The sequence below is a fragment of the Mucilaginibacter sabulilitoris genome, assembly GCF_034262375.1.
In the GTDB taxonomy this organism is placed as follows: domain Bacteria; phylum Bacteroidota; class Bacteroidia; order Sphingobacteriales; family Sphingobacteriaceae; genus Mucilaginibacter; species Mucilaginibacter sabulilitoris.
Genome location: NZ_CP139558.1, coordinates 6,772,147 through 6,793,415 on the forward strand (window position 1 = coordinate 6,772,147; position 21,269 = coordinate 6,793,415).

Consider the following 21,269-nt stretch of genomic DNA (forward strand, 5'->3'; position numbering starts at 1 on the left):
AATTTCAATAAATTACAGGGGAAATTTGTGATAAAATTCAATGCATTCCTCCACCTTCAATAACCTGGCAAGCACTTCCGAAAAACATAAACTATTAGGGTTAGACCATCTTAGGGCGTTGGCTATTACCTATGTTTTATTATTTCATTATCAACTGTTCGGGCATCCCGATTGGGTTAACAGCGTTGGAGGTTTTGGATGGACCGGAGTAGACCTGTTTTTTGTTTTGAGCGGTTTTTTAATTGCCGGCCAACTTTTCGGCATTGTTAAAAAAGGCCGGGCTATTTCCATGAGGGAGTTTTTTATTAAACGCTTTTTCAGAATAATTCCGCCTTATTTGGTCGTACTTGGATTATATACATTCGTTCCGTTTTTACGCGAGCGTGAACACATGGCTTCGCTTTGGCGATACTTAACCTTTACGCTTAATTTCGGGTTGGATTTAAGAACTACCGGAACCTTTACCCATGCATGGTCCTTATGCGTTGAGGAGCAATTTTATTTGATATTGCCTTTAACATTTTGGGTGATAACTTATTTAAAAGCCGGCAAAAAAACTATTTACATTCTTCCGGGCATACTCGTCCTGGGTTTTATCGTAAGATATGCAAGCTGGCATTATTGGGTTCAACCGCATTTATCTGACGAGCATTTTGGCTCGATATGGCATACGTTTATTTATTACCCTACCTATTGTAGATTAGATGGATTGCTTATTGGAGTTGGCATTGCAGGTGCATATACTTTTTATCCGCGGGTAAAAGAATTGGCAAATAAGTATAGTAACCTATTAATGTTTTTGGGCTTAATAGTTTTAATAGCTGCATATTTTATTTGCAAACCTGAGAGCAGCTTTAATACCGGTATTTGGGGCTTTCCGGTTGTCTCCCTCGGATATGGAATTATCGTAGCCGCTATGGTATGCCCCTCCAATGTTCTTTTCAATCTCAAATCAATTATTACGGCTCAACTGGCAACACTATCTTACGGTATATACCTGTCACATAAGCTGGTGATAGCCTTTATGCAAAATGTGCTTGAAAAAACAGGAATAGCCAGAGACAGCAATCTGATGATGATGTTTTGCATAACAGGCAGTATTGCAGGCGCCTTAATTTTAAGGTATGTTATAGAAAAGCCATCACTAAAAATACGCGACAAAATATTAAACAAATGGAAGTATAATAAGACACATAAACCTGTTGAAACGGCTATATTATGATATCAGGCTTTAATTTTAACATCCACAAAAAAGCGATGAGTAAACTACCCATCGCTTCATATATCTTGTTTCCTGACTCTAAAAGTCTTGTCTCTCTCTTAAAGCCTATTTGTCTTTTTTCTCGTGTACTATTACAAAAACATCCTCATTATCTTTTTTCATGAGGTATTTTTCGCGGGCAAATTTCTCAAGTTGTTGGGGGTCTGAGGTTAATTCGTCAAGCTCTTTGTTAACCTGGTCAGTTTCCTTTTTATAAAAATCACGTTCCTTTTCAAGCTTGCTTACCTGTTTGCGATATTCATATTGAGAGAACAGATCGTTACGGTCAAAGAATATCATCCACACTAAAAAAGCCAGGGTAACCAAAAAAAATTTATTTTTTAAAAGGTTTATGAGGCGTTTCATTGATATGGGCTCTATAAATTTCATTTAAAACTATTTAATTTTTTTTAGTGGCACAAATATGCTTATTAACTTATTAACAATGAAGTTTTATTATTATTGCCGCTTACTCTTATTTATTCACATAAATTAAAATACAAAAAGGCAGCCTTATGAAGACTGCCTGTATATTTTATAAAGCGACTATAATAACTTAACGCCGGTTTCCGCCAGATGAACGGCTGGCACCACTCATACCGCTGTTACCGCCCGATTTATTGCCGCCTTCGGAACGTTTGTTGTTGCCACCGCCTGAACGGTTACTCCCGCCGGAGCGCCTGTTGCCGCCACCACCTCTACGAGATGACGAACCATTGCGCAGATTTGCATTGGCAGTACCTTTTTTAGCTGCCATACCGGCGGCTATAGCAGCCGGGCTAAGCGGATATGGATGTGCGTCTTCAACCGGGATTTCCTTGGCTATTAGCTTGTGTATATCCTTTAAAAATTCAAGTTCATCCTCATCGCAAAAAGAAAGCGCTATACCGTTTGCCCCAGCGCGACCTGTACGACCGATGCGGTGCACATACGTTTCCGGAATATTGGGTATTTCGTAATTAATAACGTGGGTAAGCTCATCAATATCAATACCACGGGCGGCAATATCTGTAGCTATAAGCACGCGAGTGGTGCGGTTTTTAAAGTTTGTTAAAGCCCGCTGACGCGCATTTTGTGATTTATTACCGTGAATGGCTTCTGCAGTAATGCCTACGCGCGTCAGGTCTTTCACCACTTTATCAGCGCCATGTTTGGTGCGGGTAAATACCAACACGGTTTTAATGTTCTTATCTTTTAATACGTGTATCAGCAACGATTTTTTATCGCTTTTATCTACATAAAAAATAGATTGCTGAATAGTATCAGCAGTTGAAGATACCGGAGTAACTTCTACCTTTTCCGGGTCGGTTAGTATGGTATCTGCCAGTTGTTGTATCTCTTTAGGCATAGTGGCCGAAAAGAAAAGCGTTTGCCTTTTTGCAGGCACTTTGGCTATGATCTTTTTAACATCATGAACAAAGCCCATATCCAGCATACGGTCAGCTTCGTCAAGCACCAGCATTTTAACATGCTCCAGGTGCACGTAGCGCTGGTTAACCAAATCGAGCAAACGGCCCGGGGTAGCTATCAAAATATCAACACCACGCCTTAAGGCATCAACCTGCGGGTTTTGTGATACCCCGCCAAAAATAACCAGGTTTTTCAAACCGGTATGCTTGCCATAAGCGGTAAAGCTTTCGGCAATCTGGATAGCCAGTTCGCGGGTTGGGGTTAATATTAATGCTTTAATTGTCTTTTGCTCTTTATGAGCAATTCTGTCTTGGTGCAATAGCTGCAATATGGGCAATGCAAAGGCGGCAGTTTTACCGGTTCCTGTTTGCGCACAGCCCAGCAGGTCCTGCCGTTGTAATATGATTGGGATGGCTTGTGCCTGTATTGGAGTAGGTGTGGTATATCCCTCAGTTTTTAAGGCCTTGAGTAAGGGCTCAATTAATTTTAAATTTTCGAATGACATGTATTGATTGTATGTATTGTGCTATCGCCAAAAGCATAAGCGGATCTGAAGAGTTTTCGGTGATCAAAACCGTAGGCGAATGAGTATTTTTTCTGCAAAGATATGTTTTTTATATCAGATGTGCAGATATGCAAATTTAGCTATACAAATAATGACAACAGGCAAATTAAACAGATACGTTTTCGGCCTTGCTTTTTTTCGATTTAATGTCTTTCATAAACGACTGGATCAACAATAAACCAACACCTATCATAATAGACACATCGGCTATGTTAAAAACCCCGGTTTGAAACCATTTATACTTAATAAGCATAAAATCGGTAACACTATTGTACACTATTCTGTCGTATAAATTGCCCATACCACCCGCCAGTACCAGGATTACACCGAGCACCGTAAGTTTAGGCAGATTGGTTTTTAAAATAATATAACCCAGTCCAAACAAGAGTACCGCAGCGGGCATCAGGGTAAGCAGCATAAACCGCCAGGGATTTACGAGCGAATCGCCCAGGCTTAAAAAGGCACCCGTGTTTTCGGTACGTGTTATCAGGTAATGGTAATTGTATTTAAAAGGAAGTATTTCTTCGTGATAATAAAAATTGTTGCGGATATAGTTTTTCGATATCCTATCCAACCCAATATCAACAACCAGGATCAGTAATATTACCAGTCCCCTCAAAACCTTCTTTTTGTTCATTAATATAATTTATGAGTAGTTATTGTGGAATAAGGTGGTTGCTAATGGTTTAATTATTGGGAATTTGTTGTTTGGGCGGCGGATACTGCCCCATAAAGCCTTTTTCAAGTTTGGTTTGCTCCCAGTTATCGGTATAGGCAGCCAGCCAGTAATCATATATTTCAAAATCAAATTCCAGGCTGGTATAGGGCTTTAAAAAGGTGGCATCAACAGGTTCAATCTGGTACATATCAAATATCGGATCGTCCTGATCAACCTCAAAGTAGTTTTGAAGTATAGAGAGTTCAATGGGTGCGAGATCATCCTGGCCGGCAAAGGAATCGTCGGTCTTATTAAAGTACTGTATCTCCCGCTTTAACCATTCCGGTTGTTTATTCCTGCTCATCTATACTTATTAAAAAAGAGCCACCTGTTTTATGCAGATGGCTCTTTCAGGGTTTTTAATTATTTTTTGTAGAATTTGAAATCCTTACCGATGAAACGGGCGTTGCTGCCCAGTTCTTCTTCAATACGCAATAACTGGTTGTATTTAGCGATCCTGTCTGAACGGGAAGCTGAACCGGTTTTGATCTGACCGCAATTTAAAGCTACAGCTAAATCGGCAATGGTTGCGTCTTCAGTTTCGCCAGAGCGGTGGCTCATTACCGAAGTAAAGCCATTAGTTTGTGCTAAAGTAACCGCATTGATGGTTTCAGTTAATGAACCAATCTGATTTACCTTAACCAGGATAGAGTTGGCAATACCTTCGCTTACGCCTCTTTGTAAACGTTTAGTGTTGGTAACAAACAAATCATCACCTACCAGCTGTACTTTGCTGCCAATTTTGTCAGTTAATATTTTCCAGCCATCCCAGTCATCCTCAGCCATACCGTCTTCAATTGAAATAACAGGATATTTCGCTACTAATTGGGCAAGGTAATCAGCTTGCTCGGCGCTGGTGCGGATAGCACCTTTATCACCTTCAAACTTGGTGTAGTCATATTTGCCGTCTTTGTAAAACTCAGAAGCCGCGCAGTCAAACGCGATGAAGATATCTTCACCTGGTTTGTAACCGGCTTTTTCAATTGCTTTTAAAATGGTTTCAACTGCGTCTTCAGTTCCTTCAAAAGTTGGAGCAAAGCCACCTTCGTCGCCCACTGCTGTTGAAAGACCGCGGTCATGCAGAATTTTTTTCAGGTTATGGAATACTTCTGTACCCCAGCGTAATGCTTCAGAAAAAGATGGTGCGCCAACCGGCATGATCATAAATTCCTGGAAAGCGATAGGAGCATCAGAGTGTGAACCACCGTTGATGATGTTCATCATTGGGATAGGCAAAGTGTTTGCGTTTACGCCACCAATGTAGCGATATAAAGGCTGGCGGCTCTCTTGCGCAGCAGCTTTAGCAACCGCTAAAGAAACACCTAAAATAGCGTTCGCGCCAAGTTTACCTTTATTTTCGGTACCATCAATTTCAATCATTAACGCGTCAATAGCATTTTGATCAAAAACATCAACACCTTTTAATTCAGGAGCTAAAACATCATTTACGTTGGCAACGGCTTTTAACACGCCCTTACCCATATATTTTGATTTATCGTTATCGCGAAGTTCAACGGCTTCGTGAACACCGGTTGATGCGCCAGATGGCACAGCAGCACGACCGAAAGCACCGTTTTCTGTTAATACCTCTACCTCAATAGTAGGGTTGCCGCGCGAATCTAAAATTTGGCGGGCATGTACGTCAATTATTAAGCTCATAGTTTATTGTCAGATATTTGTAATTTGTAAACCGCGGGCTAAGTTAATAGCAAAATCAAGAAATCGCAATTAGAATTTTGCATTTGTGATGATTATTAATCGGTTGTTGTTGGAACACGCTCGCTTTGACCGGCATTTTTGCGAATTATACGATACATTAACATAAGCATAATATTATTTTTACCACTGCTTTGTGTTGTTGTATAGTTACGCTGGTTTATCCAGCCTGCCTGTGCAATCCATTTTTTATCAAACTGGTAACCTAATGCCGCAGATATACGGTTACGTTCAAAATTTGGCGCCTTATTGTTAAAGAACACCTCGTCAAAGATGGAGATAAACCAGGTTTTAGCTACTATCTTCGTGTTATTCAGCGGAATAAACATATTTAACCTGTACCTGAAACGGTTGCGATAATCACCGTTAACCCATCGTTGCTCTACGCGGTAACGGTGTTCAAACTTAAGGCGGTACAGGAACTGGTTAACCGTCATCTGTTCCCACACCCTGAATTCATTGGTATTGGGACCGCTGCCCAGATCGGCGTAATCATAGGTATGGTAGGTACCTGTGCCTATTAAAGCGGTAAAATCTTTGTTAAGGTCATAACTCACGCCTGCCTTAGCTTCATAATACTGAAACTGCGTAAACGGTCCGTTAGTACGTACTTGTAGCTCGGAGTAGCCGCCCCATTTGTGGCTGCTGTCGCCGGGTAGCACCACTGTTGCGATGCCCCAGGTACCGGTTTTTGAATCCTGCGCTTTAGCTTTAAAAGCGCTTATTACCAACAAAATAAAAGCTAAAACTATAATATTGAAACTTCTGGACATGTTACAGGGGATTAACTGCGCAAATGTATTTCCCTAATATTACCTAAATGTTAATTTAATAATGTTTAATGTTACTATAATGTTAAGCATCTTGTTTTTTATCTCTGCCACTATTTAAGTCGACTGATTGAATAATCGTTCTTGTTTTTTAAACAAAGCCAGCAGTCCAAGTACCGGTCCTATGGCAAGAAACATATAAATATACCGGGCATTTTCTTCAGTTCGCAGTGCGTTAATTAACTGGATACTGATAATAGTAATAGCAAACCCTATACAATTTACGATGGTAAGTGCGGTACCCTTTGATTCTTCGGGCGCTCGCTGAGCAACAAGGGTCGAAAACATGGGTGAATCGGCTATGACTGCTAAGCTCCAGATAAAAAGGAACATTATAAATAATACAACCGAACTGTTAAGTAGCAATAAAGGAGAAATAACACAGCATACGCATGACAAAGACAGCGCTATAACAGCAGTCCGTTTTGCTCCCAGGCGCTGAGATATTAATCCGCTAAAAACACAGGAAACACTGCCTGCTACTATAATCAGGAATGATAGAAGCGAAACATTAAGACCACTGCCCGGGTGATGATTGTTATAAGTTGTTAATATTACCGGAACAAATACCCAAAAGGCATATAACTCCCACATATGCCCAAAATACCCAAACGCGGCTGCACGAAACCCGCCATTGCGGAAGCTTTTAAAAAACCCGTTTATGTTTATTTTTTGGCCCGGCTTACGATAAGGCCCATCAGGTACCGCAAAAAACATAGCCATGCCACCCGCGGCAGAAAGAACTGAGGTCGAGAAAATTACATAGCGCCACGGTAAACCGGTCATGACACTTTTCAAAAAATGGGGAAACGCCGTTCCGATGACCAGGGCGCCAACTAAAAAACCTAATGACTTGCCAAGCCCTTCCCGGTAATAATCTGAGGCTATTTTCATTCCGACAGGATAAATTCCGGCCAGGAAAAATCCGGTCAAAAAACGGAGCAACATTAGCACAGGTGTGTTAATTCCGTTGATGCTCACACCCAGATTTATCACCGCTGCTATTATAGCGCAGGAAAAGAATACCAGGGAAGGAGAAAACCTATCGGATATGCTAAATACAGCAAAAATTAGCGTTCCGGTAATAAACCCGGCCTGTACCGCGCTGGTAAGATAGGCCAGGTAAGTTGACTCCAGATGCAATTGCCTCGCAATATCGGTCATAACTGCATTCCCGGCAAACCAAAGTGAAGTGCAAAAAAATTGAGATATAACTATTACAGGTAAGATCCTGTTCATTTTCTTATACCTGGCTTATTAGAGAAAGGCATAACAATGATAGTTCACAAATATGGTAAATTCAAGCGCTTTTTTAGCCGGTGGAATTAATGCTCTTAATTCTTGATTCTATCCTCCTGATTCTATAGTTCTACTCCCACTTAAAGGTTTTAACCGCCACGGCGTATATAATAACAAACCATATCAGCAGTATAAGTAATTGGTGGGTAATATCACTCAAACCGGCGCCTTCAAAGGCTACTTTACGCATGGCATTGTTAAGGTGGGTTAGCGGCAGCACATTACTAATTCCCTGCAGCCATTTTGGGAAAGCCGTAACAGAAAAGAAAGTCCCAGATAATAAAAACTGGGGTAGGGTTATGATATTGGAAAGCGGCGGAACAGTACTCTCGTTTTTAGCAATACCGGAGATGGTAAATCCAAAACCCATAAAAATAATAAGCCCGATGGCCGAGAGCACCAGCATGTTGAGCACCGTGGTTACGCCGTGTATTAAGGTAAAACCAAACATGTAGTGCCCCACCAGTATAATAAATAACGAGCCTAATAATGAGAAAACAAGCCTGGCCAGGGTTTCTCCTAAAACAATACTGTAGCGCTTAACCGGCGTAGCAAAAAACCGTTTAATAACCAGCGTTAAGCGCAAGCTTAAAAAGACGAACGCCGTACCAAAAACGCCGCTGCTCAGCAGCGAGAAGCCCAACTGCCCCGGCAGTATAAAATCAATGTATTTGTATTCGCGGCCTTGAACGGTAGCCTCCCGCAATTCCGCCACAGGAGGTGCATCTATATGGGCATTATTATTAATGTTATAATAGATATTGCTGAGTACGGAACGCAGTATATTCCCTTTTTCGGCTGATGCCTTGGTGTATTGTACATTAATGGTAAAGGGTGGCCTGCTATTGTTTCTCTTAATGTTGATAATAGCATCAATACTTCCCTTTGACAGGTTACTGTTCATTTCCTCGGCCGACTGATCCGTCACCAAATTAACAACCTTTACATTTTTTAGCGCCTGATAAACCGGCCCCACGGTATCACACCCTTTTGCAACTCCAACATCTACCGTAACGCCACCACCACCAATATTGGCAAAAACAATAATAAATATAAGCGGAAAGGCGAGTGTAAATACCACCGCCGATGGGCTGCGCAGTATTGACCGGAAACTGGCTTTGGCAATGGCCAGAGTTGCGTTAGTGTTGCTGTATGGTTTTGGGTTCATTAGTTCAATTGTTTAGCCTCACCCCGGCCCTCTCCAAAGGAAAGGGGGTAAAGCCGTTCTTTAATTTGTATTTTGGGAAACGTCAACATATTTATAGCCCTCTCCTTTGGAGAGGGTTGGGTGAGGCACTACCCTTCCCGCCACTCTTTACCGGTGAGGTTGATAAATACATCCTCCAGGTTGGCCAGTTTAACCTGCTTTTTACGTTCAAAGCCTGAGGCTACCAGCTCGTCGATAAAATGATCGGGAGTATCAATACCGATGATATGGCCGCCGTCTACAAAGGCAACGCGGTCGCACAGTACTTCGGCTTCATCCATGTAGTGGGTGGTAATGACTACGGTGGTACCCAGGTCGCGGATCTCGCGGATCAAATCCCAGAGGTTACGGCGGGCCTGCGGGTCGAGGCCAGTGGTTGGCTCATCCAGGAAAATAATGCGCGGGTTATTAATTAATGTAGTGGCTATAGAAAATCGCTGCTTTTGCCCGCCCGAAAGATCCTTGTATTTGGCTTTTGCCTTATCGGTTAGTGCCACCTTTTCCAGCATTTCCATAGGGCTTTTGTCAATGCCGTATAAACCGGAGAAAAGCACAATCAGTTCGGAAAGGTTAAGGTTTGGATAATAGCCTGCCGCCTGCAACTGTACGCCAATCCGTTTTTTAATACTATCGGCATCGGTTTCAATATCAAAACCATCAACAACTATACGGCCCGAGGTTTTTTGGCGCAGGGTTTCAATAATTTCGAGGGTTGTGGTTTTACCTGCCCCGTTAGGACCAAGCAAACCAAAAATTTCGCCCTCATACACTTCAAAACTAATGCCTTTTACGGCTGCAAAATCGCCATAGTTTTTTACCAGGTCGGTTACAGTGATAATGGGTTGTTTTGTCATAGGGTAAAAATGCGTTACTATAATGAATTAACCATGAGTTTTTATCTGTATTGCAGAATTTTTACAACCCACATCATCGCAAATTGCTACTTCTTTTTGTGGGAGTGCTTAGCAACAGATAATTCGCTTTCAGATTTGAGCACTTTGCTGCCATCCTCCTGCTTAATTTCATAGGCAGGCTCATCTTTGCTGGCATTGCGTTTTACTTTTGCGCCTTTTATGGTTTTGGTAATGGGCTCTTTATGTTCTTTAACAATTTTGCCTTCGGCGGTTGATTTGCCCCACTTCCAGCTAACGGTATCTCCATTTTTCATAATAAAATAGGTTTGATGTACTGATATTAACAGGAGATACCGCATAATGATTTGATTTATATTATTTTATCAAATGACCGATGGAGTGCAGTATTGATTCGGCATGCTCGGCTGCCTTAATCAACAGATGAATAATTTGTACAGCAAGTAAAGTTTTCATGGCTTAATGTGATTTTATAGTTCAAATGTGCTAACAGAATAATTTTTTATGTAATGCTTTTAGGCGAAGCCGCCAAAACTTCCGGTAAACAGCCGGAAAATACCGATGAAATGCTCCGGCTTTAATGCAAGCTTTAACAACCATTGGTTTTAAATGCAACAGGCCTTTATCAGGTAAACAGGTTGGCCATTAATTGGGTAAAGAGTGGAGAATGCTCCTGTAAATAAACTATTAATGATATGATTGGAGTAGCTAAAGTTTTCATACTGATGTTGTTTTTTTATCAAAAATGCTTTGCAGGTCACGTCATTGAAAAACCTTTTTGATGAAGCTTCAGAAATTCTCGGTGAACGGCGGAAAACCGGGGATGAACGGTTTTTACCGGTTAATGGCTTTAGCGTAAATCAGGACTGTACGAGGTTTGGCATCCTAAACCTAAAATCGTATCATTGAATAATGAAGAAATTGTTATCAAACCTCACCTTTCAGGTTCTTGTCGCTATTGCTTTAGGTATCATCGTCGGGTTAAATTTTAAAGGCTTCGGACCAACCGCCGAAATTATCAGCAAAATGTTCATCAGCCTCATCACCATGCTTATTGCCCCCATTATATTTTTTACCATTGTATTGGGTATTGCCGGCATGAGCGATATGAAAAAGGTAGGGCGTGTAGGAGGCAAGGCTTTACTTTATTTTGAGGTGGTAACCACCTTCGCGCTGGTTATTGGCGTTACAGTGGCCAACATTATTGGTCCCGGCAAAGACTTTGTAAACCATACCGCTGTTGACACCAGTAAACTGGCTACCTACCAAAAAGCGGCCGAAGAAATGCACTGGGGCGACTTTTTCACCCATATTATACCTGCCAACGCTTTTGATGCATTTGCCAAGGGCGATATTTTACAGATACTGTTTTTTGCCATATTGTTCGGCTTTGGTTTGAGCCGCATGGGCGAAACCGGTCAATCAGTTATCCAGCTGTTTGATAAGCTGTCTAAAGTGTTTTTCAATATTATGCGTATTGTAATGAAGGTGGCCCCCATCGGCGCTTTTGGGGGGATGGCTTTTACCATCAGTAAATATGGCATCAAAACATTGCAGCCGCTGGCCTTGCTTATGGGCTCGGTTTACCTTACCATGTTCCTGTTCATTTTTGTGGTATTGAATATTATCTGCTACCTGTTTAAATTCAGCCTTTGGCAATACCTCAAGCATGTTAAGGAGGAAATATTGATCGTACTGGGTACATCTTCGTCAGAGTCGGCCCTGCCGGGGATGATGGATAAGCTGGAAAAGTTCGGCTGCTCTAAATCTGTTGTGGGGCTGGTGATCCCTACCGGGTATTCTTTTAATTTGGATGGCACCACCATTTACTTGTCAATGTCGGTAATATTTCTGGCGCAGGTTTTCCATATCCCCTTATCCATATATCAGGAGCTTACTATTATCGGCATCCTCATGATCACCTCCAAAGGTGCGGCGGGTGTTACCGGAAGCGGATTTATTGTGCTTACCAGCACGCTGGCAGCCATTAAAGTTATCCCGGTAGAAGGCGTGGCTATACTGCTTGGCGTTGACAGGTTTATGTCCGAAGCCCGGGCTATCACTAACGTAATTGGTAACGGCGTAGCCACAATCGTGATAGCCAAAAGCGAGAATGAATTTAAGCCCCCCGGCCCCCTGAAGGGTAATAGCCAATGAAAAGGTAGACAAAAATGAGGTATCAAGGTGTATTTGAACGCAGGCAAAGACTCACCCCGACATCGCTGCGCTTGTCGGCCCTCTCTTCAGCTTCGCCGGAAAGAGGGCAAAGAGTATAATAGTAATTTGCGACCTTCAAATCCCTCTTTGCGCCACAGGTGGAGGGTGGTCCAGCGAAGCGCAGATCGGGTGAGTCTCCGACATTGCGCGCAGGCAGGGAGGGTTCCATCTAAAGAATCACTAAACCCCTTCCTCCTCCTTCCCCAAGGAAGGAATCGCTCCGTGCCCAGCTTTTAAGTTATCAGCCAACCCAAAGCAGAAAAAGCGAAAGATCACAAAACCTTTCGCCTTTTACCTTTACCCTTTCACCTCTTTACAGCGTACAAATCACTTTCAATTTCTTATGGTAATCCGGGTTCAGCGGCTCGTTGGTTTGGGCCAGGCGCTGGGCGCCTACGTTGGCCGGGCAGGCAATGCCGTTAGGGCCATCATATATTAAACCCGGTTTTGAATCTACCAGTTCTTTGGGCACATATATCTGCGTGGTGGTTTGCTGGTATCCGTGCGGTATAAAGCGAATATAATAGCCATCAGGGTGTAACGACCATATACCCGACGGCACTTCCGGATCGGGCTGCGGAGCCAAACCGGCAATCATGGCGTACTTTTCCATTTCTTCATAAGAAGCATTACCTGACGCTGCCAGCTGGCGGATATTGTTCTCGGCTTCAAAAATACTTTGCGCGGCAGGCGGCAGCTGGCTTTTAGCCTTGTCCATCACACTGGCCGGCAATACGCCCAGGGCGCCGCCCTCCAGCATCAGCAACTCGTTTGGTGATAACAACCTGGTGGCGGTTAGTTTAATATCAGTACCAAAATCGGCAAATTTGGTGCGGGCAATTATCGCCCATAATAATATCTGTATACTGTGCTGATTAACCTCAGGATGTGTTTCGCCATGTTTTAATATCAATATCACCACGTCGCGCTTGGGGCCAATCACGGGTGCAAGCATATAGCCGTCGCCGCTGCTGGGGCCGCGGGTGCCGGCATGCAAACAATAGCTTTTATTGGTCATTTCGTAATAGCCGGCACATAGTTTATAAGCACCTTCAGGTGTCTTGGGTAAAAGATACAAAGGCTCAGGTGTCTGTCCGTCCATAAATGATGGTGGTTTGGAGCCGGTTTTATTTACATCTTTAAAGCTGGTGCTAATGGCCTGTGGCTGTTTCAGTATTTTGTTGAGTCCACCGCCCGACACCATATCGGAGCCTTTGTCCAGGAGTTTTTTTCCAAATCCGCCAAACTGCGCCTGCGCGGCCGGGGTACAAAACAGGCATATTATAAGCCATGCAATAAGGTTTTTGTTAATGTTTTTCATAGTAATAAGTAAGTAGTAGGTTGCTAATTTAATTAAAACAATGTAAATCAGCTAAACACAGCACGAACGTTTTTTGATTAATAAAAAGTCACTTTTCTGTTAACATATAAAATTATTGCCCCTTTAAGGGTTTAAGGGGTTTGACTTTTGCGCAAAAACTTTAGCTTTGCCGTACTAAACGAAAAAAGCCAATGAGTGTTCTCGTAAATAAAGATTCTAAAGTTATTGTACAGGGTTTTACAGGTAACGAAGGTACTTACCATGCTACACAAATGATTGAGTATGGAACCCAGTTGGTTGGTGGTGTTACGCCAGGCAAAGGTGGTCAGCGTCATTTAGACAGACCTGTTTTTAATACCGTTAAAGATGCGGTTAACCAAACAGGCGCCGATGTATCTATCATATTTGTACCTCCTGCTTTCGCGGCCGATGCTATTATGGAAGCTGCAGAAGCTGGTATAAAAGTTATTGTTTGTATCACCGAAGGTATCCCGACAAAGGATATGATTTTGGTAAAAGAATATTTAACCGATAAGGATGCGCGTCTTATTGGCCCTAACTGCCCGGGCATCATTACTGCCGATGAAAGCAAAATTGGCATTATGCCAGGCTTTATCTTTAAAAAAGGTAACGTAGGCGTGGTTTCAAAATCAGGAACTTTAACATATGAAGCGGTTGACCAGGTGGTTAAAGCCGGTTTAGGTATCACTACCGCTATTGGTATTGGTGGCGACCCTATCATTGGTACCCCTACCAAAGAGGCTGTTGAACTGTTAATGAACGACCCTGAAACCCATGGCATTATTATGATTGGCGAAATTGGCGGAGGCATGGAAGCCGATGCAGCTCGCTGGATCAAAGAAAACGGTACTAAACCGGTTGTAGGCTTTATTGCCGGCCAGACAGCGCCTCCGGGACGCCGTATGGGTCATGCCGGTGCTATTGTTGGTGGCGCTGATGATACAGCTGCCGCTAAAATGAAGATCATGCGCGAGTGTGGTATTCGTGTAGTTGAATCACCTGCCGAAATTGGCGCTGCCATGGCAGAGGAATTAGCTAAGTTGGTAAAAGCTTAATTTAAGGTAAAAAGCGAAAGGTTAAAGGCGAAAGGCTTTTAAAATATATAGATCCCGGTCAATTGGCCGGGATTTTTTTGTTAACTGCATGTTAGGTAGTTCCTATAAAAGCAGATCCTGTCTTTTTAAATCAGCATCTGCACATCTGAAATCCGCACATTTGCACATCTCCTCCCCTTGTCAAACCAGTGTAAATAAGCCTTTGGCAAACATTTAATGCGCCCGATTTGTCGTATATTTAAGTAAATAAATGGATCATTTTAATCATTAATTCACTAATTCAACAACTCAATAATTAATAAATGGAATATAACAAATTAACACCCGATGAAGAAAGGGTAATATTATACAAGGGAACTGAAAGACCATTTACCGGTGCATTGTTAGACAATAAAGCAGAAGGGTTATACCTGTGCAAACGCTGCGATGCGCCGCTTTACACTTCCGAATCGAAATTTGAATCGCATTGCGGCTGGCCGAGTTTTGACGACGAAATACCGGGCGCTGTAAAAAGGGTACCCGATGCTGATGGCAGACGTGTGGAAATTGTGTGCGCCAATTGCGGCGCACATCTGGGCCACGTGTTTGAAGGAGAATACATGACCCCTAAAAATATTCGCCATTGCGTAAACTCGGTATCAATGAAGTTTGTACCGGCTTCGGAGGTAAAATAAGGTTTGAAACATTAACAGATACCCGGATGAAAGATCATTCGTCCGGGTATTTTATTTTCCACATTGTCGGTTTGGAGATAATTTTCTGTCGGATTTAAAGGTTGATAATGGCGCTAAGTAAAGTGATTGTGGAGTTGGCAAAAATTGTCTGTGTTAAGTCAAGTAATTTATAATGTTAAATTATCGTTTTCTCCAAATATTTAATGGCCCGTTTTGACGTGAATATTTTAATTAACTGTAATCAAGTTCATTAATTTTTCTTTCACTATTAATTACTTGTACAAGTGTTGATAACTATGGGCTTTGTTAAAAACTAACACTAAAATCTTAAGGCCTCAAACATTAACTTTGTTTTATAAGGTATTCGAAAGACAGCAGGATGTGTTCCCTATCCTACATATAAAAACTTAGCTGTCAGTAAGTTACATACAAAAACAAGCAACGGGTCAAGCCGGTTGCTAAAACATCAAAGCTTTATTATTTAGTAAGGCTGGCTTTCGTGTCTGATGACATTAAGTAAAGGAAACGATAATATAAAATACAGGTATCTATGAAACAGGACGACGAAATATTACTGAGAGAGAACAAGGACAGATTTGTGATACTACCTATTAAGTATCCTGCCATTTGGGAAATGTACAAAAAAGCCGAAGCCAGCTTTTGGACTGCCGAAGAGATCGACCTTTCGGACGATATGAAGCATTGGGAAAATCTGAATTCGGGTGAAAAGCATTTTATTTCGCACATCCTGGCATTTTTTGCAGCGAGTGATGGTATTGTGAACGAAAACCTGGCCGTAAACTTCATGAGCGAAGTTCAGCTTCCTGAAGCCCGTTGCTTTTATGGTTTCCAGATCATGATGGAAAACATCCACTCAGAAACCTATGCCCTACTTATTGATACTTATATTAAAGACCCCGCCGAAAAGGACCGCTTGTTCCACGCTATTGATACCGTACCTTGTGTAGGGAAAAAAGCAGAGTGGGCACTGCGCTGGATAAACAACGGCAACTTTGCCGAGCGTTTGGTAGCTTTTGCCGCCGTTGAAGGTATTTTCTTCTCGGGCAGTTTTTGTTCTATATTCTGGCTTAAAAAACGTGGCCTGATGCCTGGGCTTACCTTCAGTAACGAGCTCATATCGCGCGATGAAGGTTCACACTGCGAATTTGCCTGCCTGCTGTACAAAATGCTTAAAAACAGGCTGAGTGCGGAGCAGGTTACCAAAATTATTACCGATGCGGTAGAAATTGAGAAAGAATTTGTTACCGATGCCCTGCCGGTTGCCCTGATAGGCATGAACGCCAAAATGATGAGCCAGTACATTGAGTTTGTAGCCGACAGGTGGCTTGGCGAACTGGGTTATGAAAAGCATTACGGCGCTACCAACCCGTTTGATTTTATGGAAATGATTTCATTACAGGGTAAAACCAACTTCTTTGAGAAACGCGTAGGCGACTATCAGAAAAGCGGCGTAATGAACACTGCCGAAAGCAAATCGTTCTCATTGGATGAAGACTTTTAAAAAACAGATTTGAGATATGGGATTTGAGATTTGAGATAGCAAATCAAAATCGAGTTAATCTCTAAATCCTACGAATCAAGGTTCAGACAAAGATAATTAACACTATATATACACAAGTTGGCCCGGGTATTGCTGCCTGTAACAACCACTAAATACTTTGAAAAATGCTCGTAGTAAAAAGAGACGGTAGAAAAGAGTCGGTAAAATTCGACAAGATCACAGCGCGTATTGAAAAACTGTGCTATGGGTTCAATTTAGTTGACCCTATTGATGTGGCAAAAAAGGTAATTGAAGGCTTATTTGACGGTGTAACCACCTCCGAGCTTGATAACCTTGCTGCCGAAACCGCGGCTTCGTTAACAACAAAGCATCCTGACTACGCTTTGCTGGCTTCACGCATAGCAGTATCAAACCTGCACAAAAACACCATCAAGTCGTTTTCAGAAACCATGCGTTTACTGCATGAGTATGTTGACCCTAAAACCGGCAAGGATGCTTCGTTAATTGCCGATGACGTTTGGGAAGTAATTGAGCAGAACGCCGAGTTACTGGACAGTACCATTATTTACGATCGCGACTTCGGTTTTGATTATTTCGGTTTTAAAACCCTTGAAAAATCATACCTGTTAAAAATAAACGGTAAAATAGCCGAGCGCCCGCAGCACCTGTTTATGCGCGTATCTGTTGGTATCCACAAAAACGACATCGACAGTGTTATTAAAACTTACCATTTAATGAGCGAGCGCTGGTTTACACACGCTACTCCTACTCTTTTTAACGCTGGTACACCAAAACCACAAATGTCATCATGCTTTTTATTAACCATGAAGGATGATAGCATCGACGGTATATACGATACTTTAAAACAAACCGCCAAAATATCACAAAGTGCAGGCGGTATTGGCTTAAGCATACACAATGTAAGGGCTACAGGCTCATACATCAGTGGTACAAACGGTACCAGCAACGGTATTATACCGATGTTGCGCGTGTTTAATGATACCGCCCGTTATGTTGACCAGGGCGGTGGTAAACGTAAAGGCGCCTTTGCTATTTACTTAGAGCCATGGCATGCTGATATTTTTGAATTCCTTGACCTGCGCAAAAATCATGGTAAGGAAGAAATGCGTGCCCGCGATTTGTTCTATGCCCTTTGGGTATCTGACCTGTTTATGCAGCGTGTAGAAGCCAATGAAGACTGGAGCCTGTTCTGTCCGCATGAAGCACCGGGGTTAGCTGATTGCTTCGGTGCTGAATTTGAGGCTTTGTATACCAAATACGAAAAAGAAGGCCGTGCGCGTAAGGTGATCAAAGCCCAGGACCTGTGGTTTGCTGTGTTAGATGCGCAGGTGGAAACCGGTACACCATATTTGTTATATAAAGATGCTGCCAACAGCAAATCGAACCAGCAGAATTTAGGTACTATAAAAAGCTCAAACCTTTGTACCGAAATTATGGAGTATACTGATGCCAATGAAATAGCTGTTTGTAATCTTGCTTCATTAGCATTGCCACGTTACGTTATTGATGGCACGTTTGATCATCAGAAATTATATGATGTAACTTACCAGGCTACTATTAACCTTAACCGTATTATTGATGGTAACTACTACCCGGTTGCCGAAGCGGAATATTCAAACTTAAGGCACCGCCCTATTGGTTTAGGTGTACAGGGATTGGCCGATGCGTTTATCCTGCTGCGTATGCCGTTTGAAAGCGAAGAGGCTAAACAACTGAACAAAGAGATATTTGAAACCATCTACTTTGCAGCCATGACCGCTTCAAAAGATCTGGCCATTGCCGAAGGTCCGTACGAAACATTTAAAGGTTCGCCGCTGTCAAAAGGTAAGTTCCAGTTTGATTTGTGGAATGTATCGCCGGCCAGCACCCGTTGGGATTGGGAAAACCTGCGCCTTGATGTAATGAACCATGGTGTGCGTAACTCCCTGTTAGTTGCTCCAATGCCAACTGCATCAACCTCACAAATACTGGGTAACAACGAGTGTTTTGAGCCGTATACCTCAAACATTTACACCCGCCGTGTATTGAGTGGTGAGTTTATTGTTGTAAACAAATACTTACTGCGCGATCTGGTTAACCTTGGCTTATGGACCCCGGCCATGAAAGACAAGATCATTTCAGCAAACGGATCGATCCAGGATATTGCCGAAATACCTGCCGATATCAAGGAACTGTACAAAACCGTTTGGGAAATAAAAATGCGTAACATTATTGACATGGCTGCCGACAGAGGCGCTTATGTTTGCCAGTCGCAGTCATTAAACTTGTTCATCAACTCGCCAAACGCGTCGAAATTGACTTCAATGCACTTCTACGCATGGAAAAAAGGTTTAAAAACCGGCATGTATTACCTGCGTACACAGGCCGCTTCGCAAGCTGTTAAGTTTACGGTTGAAAACCAGGGCGGTTCAAACATGGAACCGGTAATACCGTCAGTAGTTGATGCCGTGGCCGACGAAATACCTGCGGGCCCAAGCTGCTCAATGGAAGAAGGTTGCGTAACCTGCTCGGCGTAAGCTTTAGACTTTGGAACTATAGGACATTTGGACTATAGGATGAAGGACAAAAGACAAAGGACTCCATAGTCTAAAAGTCCATGAGCTGCGGTTCATGGACTTTTTTCATTAATGACATTTATATTTTATAAGTCATATCAACTTTAACTACTTTCGTTCATAACAATGCATACCAAACACGAGATCATCCGTTGCGAACGCTGCGAGGCCCCTTTTGAATGTAAAGCCAATTCATTCAGCAAGTGCCAGTGCAGCACTGTGCAGCTTACCCTCAACGAGGTGCAATACGTAAGCGAACTGTACGAGGGATGCCTGTGCGCCAACTGCCTGCTGGTTATTCAGCAGGAGTACAGGGAGAGCATGGGGTTGGCGTAGGTGTTTGTCTAAACCACGATTTCTCAGGATTTATGGATCAACATGATTTTTTTAGCTGCTTGCCGTGGAGATTCTCCCAGCGTCATCCCGAATTTATTTCGGGATCCCACAGTACAGGTAATCATCATGGTTTGCAGCATAACATGTGAGATGCTGAAACAAGTTCAGCATGACATTAAATATCCCCCATTAATCCTTTTCATCTTAATCAAGTCAAACATGTATAGTCTTTAATTAGACAGGTACACATTAATGATTATCACCATGAAAAAGAGATTTGCAGTATTCGCATTATTAATATTATCGGCAGTAACAATGTTTTCAAGCTGTTCGGTAAATGAAAGATATAGTTATAGTCACAGGCACCATCATGACAGGTACCGTAACGGATATAATAATGGCTATAACAACGGTTATGATCATGGCCATTATGACCGGGGTTATTAAGGTTTTTTGTAAGTGAGTTGATTTGATAAATGATGAAAGGGCGGTGAGTGATCACCGCTCTTTTTTGTTCGAGGCATTTATTTCACGACTTTGAATAATAATAAGTTATACATATTTCACCCTAAAAATCACACCTTTCACCCCGCTCTACCCACTCCCTCAACTCCTTATAAAAACTTTTTCGCGCAACCGCTTGTAAATCAAAAAATAGTAGCTACCTTTGCAGTCCTTAAAATAAGGATAAAACTGTAAATACAAAAAAGGAAAAATGCCTACTATTCAGCAATTAGTTAGAAAAGGTAGAGTAGCTCTGGTTGACAAGAGTAAGTCGCCAGCGTTGGACAGCTGTCCACAGCGAAGAGGCGTATGCACCCGTGTGTATACCACTACCCCTAAAAAACCAAACTCAGCAATGCGTAAAGTTGCCCGTGTGCGCTTAACCAACGGAAAAGAAGTAAATGCTTACATCCCGGGTGAAGGTCACAACTTACAGGAGCACTCAATCGTTTTGATCCGCGGTGGCCGTGTTAAGGATTTACCAGGTGTACGTTACCACATCATCCGTGGTGCTTTGGATACATCAGGTGTAGCCGGTCGTAACCAACGTCGTTCTAAATATGGTACTAAACGCCCTAAACCAGGACAAGCTGCTGCAGCCCCTGCAAAAGGTAAAAAGAAATAACTAAGGAGGATAGATAGCAATGAGAAAGTCAAAACCAAAAAAGAGAATTATCCTTCCTGATCCAAGGTTCAATGATACTTTGGTAACAAGGTTTGTTAACAACATGATGTATGACGGTAAAAAATCTACCGCGTACGCTATATTTTATAACGCAGTTGACATTGTTGAAAAGAAAACCAGCGAAAATGGTTTAGAAACCTGGAAAAAGGCTTTAAACAATGTAATGCCTGCTGTTGAAGTTAAAAGCCGCCGTGTAGGTGGTGCTAACTTCCAGGTGCCAACAGAAGTTCGTCCGGAGCGTAAAATTGCTTTGGGAATGAAATGGCTGATCAGCTATGCCCGTCGTCGTGGTGAAAAAACCATGATGGAGAAATTAGCCGGCGAGATCATCTCAGCAGCTAAAGGTGAAGGTGCAGCAGTGAAGAAAAAGGAAGATACGCACAAAATGGCCGAAGCCAACAAAGCGTTCTCACACTTTAGATTCTAATAAAAGGATTACACCGATTTAATATACGATTACACCGATTTTGTTATGATTGC

21 protein-coding genes are annotated in these 21,269 nt (G+C 42.3%); 10 read left to right on the top strand and 11 right to left on the bottom strand.

The window, feature by feature from the left end; genetic code table 11:
- Window positions 1–40 precede the first annotated feature (40 nt).
- Window positions 41–1,222, top strand: coding sequence for an acyltransferase family protein (locus SNE25_RS28510; RefSeq protein WP_321562417.1), 1,182 nt, complete (start codon window positions 41–43; stop codon window positions 1,220–1,222).
- Between the two features lie 105 nt (window positions 1,223–1,327).
- On the opposite strand, the gene SNE25_RS28515 is transcribed toward SNE25_RS28510, so the two are convergent.
- The 10 genes from SNE25_RS28515 to SNE25_RS28560 form a co-directional block, all read right to left on the bottom strand.
- The gene (locus SNE25_RS28515) at window positions 1,328–1,627 is read right to left on the bottom strand and encodes an FtsB family cell division protein (protein ID WP_321566261.1); all 300 of its coding nucleotides are present in this window, start codon (window positions 1,625–1,627) and stop codon (window positions 1,328–1,330) included.
- Between the two features lie 190 nt (window positions 1,628–1,817).
- The gene (locus SNE25_RS28520; RefSeq protein WP_321562418.1) at window positions 1,818–3,176 is read right to left on the bottom strand and encodes a DEAD/DEAH box helicase; all 1,359 of its coding nucleotides are present in this window, start codon (window positions 3,174–3,176) and stop codon (window positions 1,818–1,820) included.
- Window positions 3,177–3,342: 166 nt separating this feature from the next.
- The gene (gene lspA, locus SNE25_RS28525; RefSeq protein WP_321562419.1) at window positions 3,343–3,873 is read right to left on the bottom strand and encodes a signal peptidase II; all 531 of its coding nucleotides are present in this window, start codon (window positions 3,871–3,873) and stop codon (window positions 3,343–3,345) included.
- A gap of 49 nt (window positions 3,874–3,922) precedes the next feature.
- Window positions 3,923–4,258: a DUF7683 domain-containing protein gene (locus tag SNE25_RS28530; protein WP_321562420.1), complete on the bottom strand. Its 336-nt coding sequence runs from the start codon at window positions 4,256–4,258 to the stop codon at window positions 3,923–3,925.
- Window positions 4,259–4,317: 59 nt separating this feature from the next.
- The gene (gene eno, locus SNE25_RS28535; protein ID WP_321562421.1) at window positions 4,318–5,613 is read right to left on the bottom strand and encodes a phosphopyruvate hydratase; all 1,296 of its coding nucleotides are present in this window, start codon (window positions 5,611–5,613) and stop codon (window positions 4,318–4,320) included.
- A 95-nt stretch (window positions 5,614–5,708) separates the two neighbouring features.
- Window positions 5,709–6,443, bottom strand: coding sequence for a DUF2490 domain-containing protein (locus tag SNE25_RS28540; RefSeq protein WP_321562422.1), 735 nt, complete (start codon window positions 6,441–6,443; stop codon window positions 5,709–5,711).
- 114 nt (window positions 6,444–6,557) lie between these two features.
- Entirely contained in the window at window positions 6,558–7,739 is a 1,182-nt protein-coding gene (locus SNE25_RS28545; RefSeq protein ID WP_321562423.1) for an MFS transporter, read from the bottom strand.
- Window positions 7,740–7,869: 130 nt separating this feature from the next.
- Complete coding sequence (locus SNE25_RS28550) at window positions 7,870–8,967, bottom strand: ABC transporter permease (protein WP_321562424.1); 1,098 nt, start codon at window positions 8,965–8,967, stop codon at window positions 7,870–7,872.
- A 128-nt stretch (window positions 8,968–9,095) separates the two neighbouring features.
- Window positions 9,096–9,860: an ABC transporter ATP-binding protein gene (locus tag SNE25_RS28555; RefSeq protein ID WP_321562425.1), complete on the bottom strand. Its 765-nt coding sequence runs from the start codon at window positions 9,858–9,860 to the stop codon at window positions 9,096–9,098.
- A gap of 86 nt (window positions 9,861–9,946) precedes the next feature.
- Complete coding sequence (locus SNE25_RS28560) at window positions 9,947–10,174, bottom strand: hypervirulence associated TUDOR domain-containing protein (RefSeq protein ID WP_321562426.1); 228 nt, start codon at window positions 10,172–10,174, stop codon at window positions 9,947–9,949.
- Window positions 10,175–10,790: 616 nt separating this feature from the next.
- On the opposite strand from SNE25_RS28560, the gene dctA reads away from it, so the two are divergent.
- Window positions 10,791–12,035: a C4-dicarboxylate transporter DctA gene (gene dctA, locus SNE25_RS28565; protein WP_321562427.1), complete on the top strand. Its 1,245-nt coding sequence runs from the start codon at window positions 10,791–10,793 to the stop codon at window positions 12,033–12,035.
- 373 nt (window positions 12,036–12,408) lie between these two features.
- On the opposite strand, the gene SNE25_RS28570 is transcribed toward dctA, so the two are convergent.
- Window positions 12,409–13,416, bottom strand: a complete 1,008-nt coding sequence (locus tag SNE25_RS28570; protein WP_321562428.1) for a hypothetical protein — start codon at window positions 13,414–13,416, stop codon at window positions 12,409–12,411.
- A 191-nt stretch (window positions 13,417–13,607) separates the two neighbouring features.
- Between SNE25_RS28570 and sucD the strand changes: the two genes are divergently transcribed.
- From sucD to rpsG, 8 genes are all read left to right on the top strand, one after another.
- Window positions 13,608–14,492, top strand: a complete 885-nt coding sequence (gene sucD / locus SNE25_RS28575; RefSeq protein ID WP_321562429.1) for a succinate--CoA ligase subunit alpha — start codon at window positions 13,608–13,610, stop codon at window positions 14,490–14,492.
- Window positions 14,493–14,794: 302 nt separating this feature from the next.
- On the top strand, window positions 14,795–15,166 hold the full coding sequence (locus tag SNE25_RS28580; RefSeq protein WP_321562430.1) for a methionine-R-sulfoxide reductase: 372 nt from the start codon (window positions 14,795–14,797) through the stop codon (window positions 15,164–15,166).
- Between the two features lie 550 nt (window positions 15,167–15,716).
- The gene (locus SNE25_RS28585; RefSeq protein WP_321562431.1) at window positions 15,717–16,688 is read left to right on the top strand and encodes a ribonucleoside-diphosphate reductase small subunit; all 972 of its coding nucleotides are present in this window, start codon (window positions 15,717–15,719) and stop codon (window positions 16,686–16,688) included.
- 164 nt (window positions 16,689–16,852) lie between these two features.
- A complete protein-coding gene (locus tag SNE25_RS28590) occupies window positions 16,853–19,225 on the top strand; it encodes a ribonucleoside-diphosphate reductase subunit alpha (protein ID WP_321562432.1) in 2,373 nt (790 codons plus the stop codon).
- A 165-nt stretch (window positions 19,226–19,390) separates the two neighbouring features.
- The gene (locus SNE25_RS28595; RefSeq protein ID WP_321562433.1) at window positions 19,391–19,600 is read left to right on the top strand and encodes a cysteine-rich CWC family protein; all 210 of its coding nucleotides are present in this window, start codon (window positions 19,391–19,393) and stop codon (window positions 19,598–19,600) included.
- A gap of 264 nt (window positions 19,601–19,864) precedes the next feature.
- Window positions 19,865–20,047 carry a hypothetical protein gene (locus SNE25_RS28600; RefSeq protein ID WP_321562434.1) on the top strand — a complete coding sequence of 61 codons (183 nt, stop codon included), beginning with the start codon at window positions 19,865–19,867 and terminating at the stop codon, window positions 20,045–20,047.
- A gap of 268 nt (window positions 20,048–20,315) precedes the next feature.
- Window positions 20,316–20,729 carry a 30S ribosomal protein S12 gene (gene rpsL, locus SNE25_RS28605; protein WP_002993550.1) on the top strand — a complete coding sequence of 138 codons (414 nt, stop codon included), beginning with the start codon at window positions 20,316–20,318 and terminating at the stop codon, window positions 20,727–20,729.
- Window positions 20,730–20,748: 19 nt separating this feature from the next.
- A complete protein-coding gene (gene rpsG, locus SNE25_RS28610) occupies window positions 20,749–21,216 on the top strand; it encodes a 30S ribosomal protein S7 (protein WP_321562435.1) in 468 nt (155 codons plus the stop codon).
- Window positions 21,217–21,269: the final 53 nt, after the last annotated feature.

What these genes read in the sequence shown, in the direction of transcription:
- SNE25_RS28580 (WP_321562430.1), top strand. Translation starts at nt 14,795, where the DNA reads ATGGAATATAACAAATTAACACCCGATGAAGAAAGGGTAATATTATAC.
- rpsL (WP_002993550.1), top strand. Translation starts at nt 20,316, where the DNA reads ATGCCTACTATTCAGCAATTAGTTAGAAAAGGTAGAGTAGCTCTGGTT.
- SNE25_RS28510 (WP_321562417.1), top strand. Translation starts at nt 41, where the DNA reads ATGCATTCCTCCACCTTCAATAACCTGGCAAGCACTTCCGAAAAACAT.
- SNE25_RS28550 (WP_321562424.1), bottom strand. Translation starts at nt 8,967, where the DNA reads ATGAACCCAAAACCATACAGCAACACTAACGCAACTCTGGCCATTGCC.
- dctA (WP_321562427.1), top strand. Translation starts at nt 10,791, where the DNA reads ATGAAGAAATTGTTATCAAACCTCACCTTTCAGGTTCTTGTCGCTATT.
- SNE25_RS28530 (WP_321562420.1), bottom strand. Translation starts at nt 4,258, where the DNA reads ATGAGCAGGAATAAACAACCGGAATGGTTAAAGCGGGAGATACAGTAC.
- SNE25_RS28585 (WP_321562431.1), top strand. Translation starts at nt 15,717, where the DNA reads ATGAAACAGGACGACGAAATATTACTGAGAGAGAACAAGGACAGATTT.
- lspA (WP_321562419.1), bottom strand. Translation starts at nt 3,873, where the DNA reads ATGAACAAAAAGAAGGTTTTGAGGGGACTGGTAATATTACTGATCCTG.
- SNE25_RS28570 (WP_321562428.1), bottom strand. Translation starts at nt 13,416, where the DNA reads ATGAAAAACATTAACAAAAACCTTATTGCATGGCTTATAATATGCCTG.
- SNE25_RS28595 (WP_321562433.1), top strand. Translation starts at nt 19,391, where the DNA reads ATGCATACCAAACACGAGATCATCCGTTGCGAACGCTGCGAGGCCCCT.
- rpsG (WP_321562435.1), top strand. Translation starts at nt 20,749, where the DNA reads ATGAGAAAGTCAAAACCAAAAAAGAGAATTATCCTTCCTGATCCAAGG.
- SNE25_RS28540 (WP_321562422.1), bottom strand. Translation starts at nt 6,443, where the DNA reads ATGTCCAGAAGTTTCAATATTATAGTTTTAGCTTTTATTTTGTTGGTA.
- SNE25_RS28555 (WP_321562425.1), bottom strand. Translation starts at nt 9,860, where the DNA reads ATGACAAAACAACCCATTATCACTGTAACCGACCTGGTAAAAAACTAT.
- SNE25_RS28560 (WP_321562426.1), bottom strand. Translation starts at nt 10,174, where the DNA reads ATGAAAAATGGAGATACCGTTAGCTGGAAGTGGGGCAAATCAACCGCC.
- SNE25_RS28600 (WP_321562434.1), top strand. Translation starts at nt 19,865, where the DNA reads ATGAAAAAGAGATTTGCAGTATTCGCATTATTAATATTATCGGCAGTA.
- SNE25_RS28515 (WP_321566261.1), bottom strand. Translation starts at nt 1,627, where the DNA reads ATGAAACGCCTCATAAACCTTTTAAAAAATAAATTTTTTTTGGTTACC.
- SNE25_RS28590 (WP_321562432.1), top strand. Translation starts at nt 16,853, where the DNA reads ATGCTCGTAGTAAAAAGAGACGGTAGAAAAGAGTCGGTAAAATTCGAC.
- SNE25_RS28520 (WP_321562418.1), bottom strand. Translation starts at nt 3,176, where the DNA reads ATGTCATTCGAAAATTTAAAATTAATTGAGCCCTTACTCAAGGCCTTA.
- eno (WP_321562421.1), bottom strand. Translation starts at nt 5,613, where the DNA reads ATGAGCTTAATAATTGACGTACATGCCCGCCAAATTTTAGATTCGCGC.
- sucD (WP_321562429.1), top strand. Translation starts at nt 13,608, where the DNA reads ATGAGTGTTCTCGTAAATAAAGATTCTAAAGTTATTGTACAGGGTTTT.
- SNE25_RS28545 (WP_321562423.1), bottom strand. Translation starts at nt 7,739, where the DNA reads ATGAACAGGATCTTACCTGTAATAGTTATATCTCAATTTTTTTGCACT.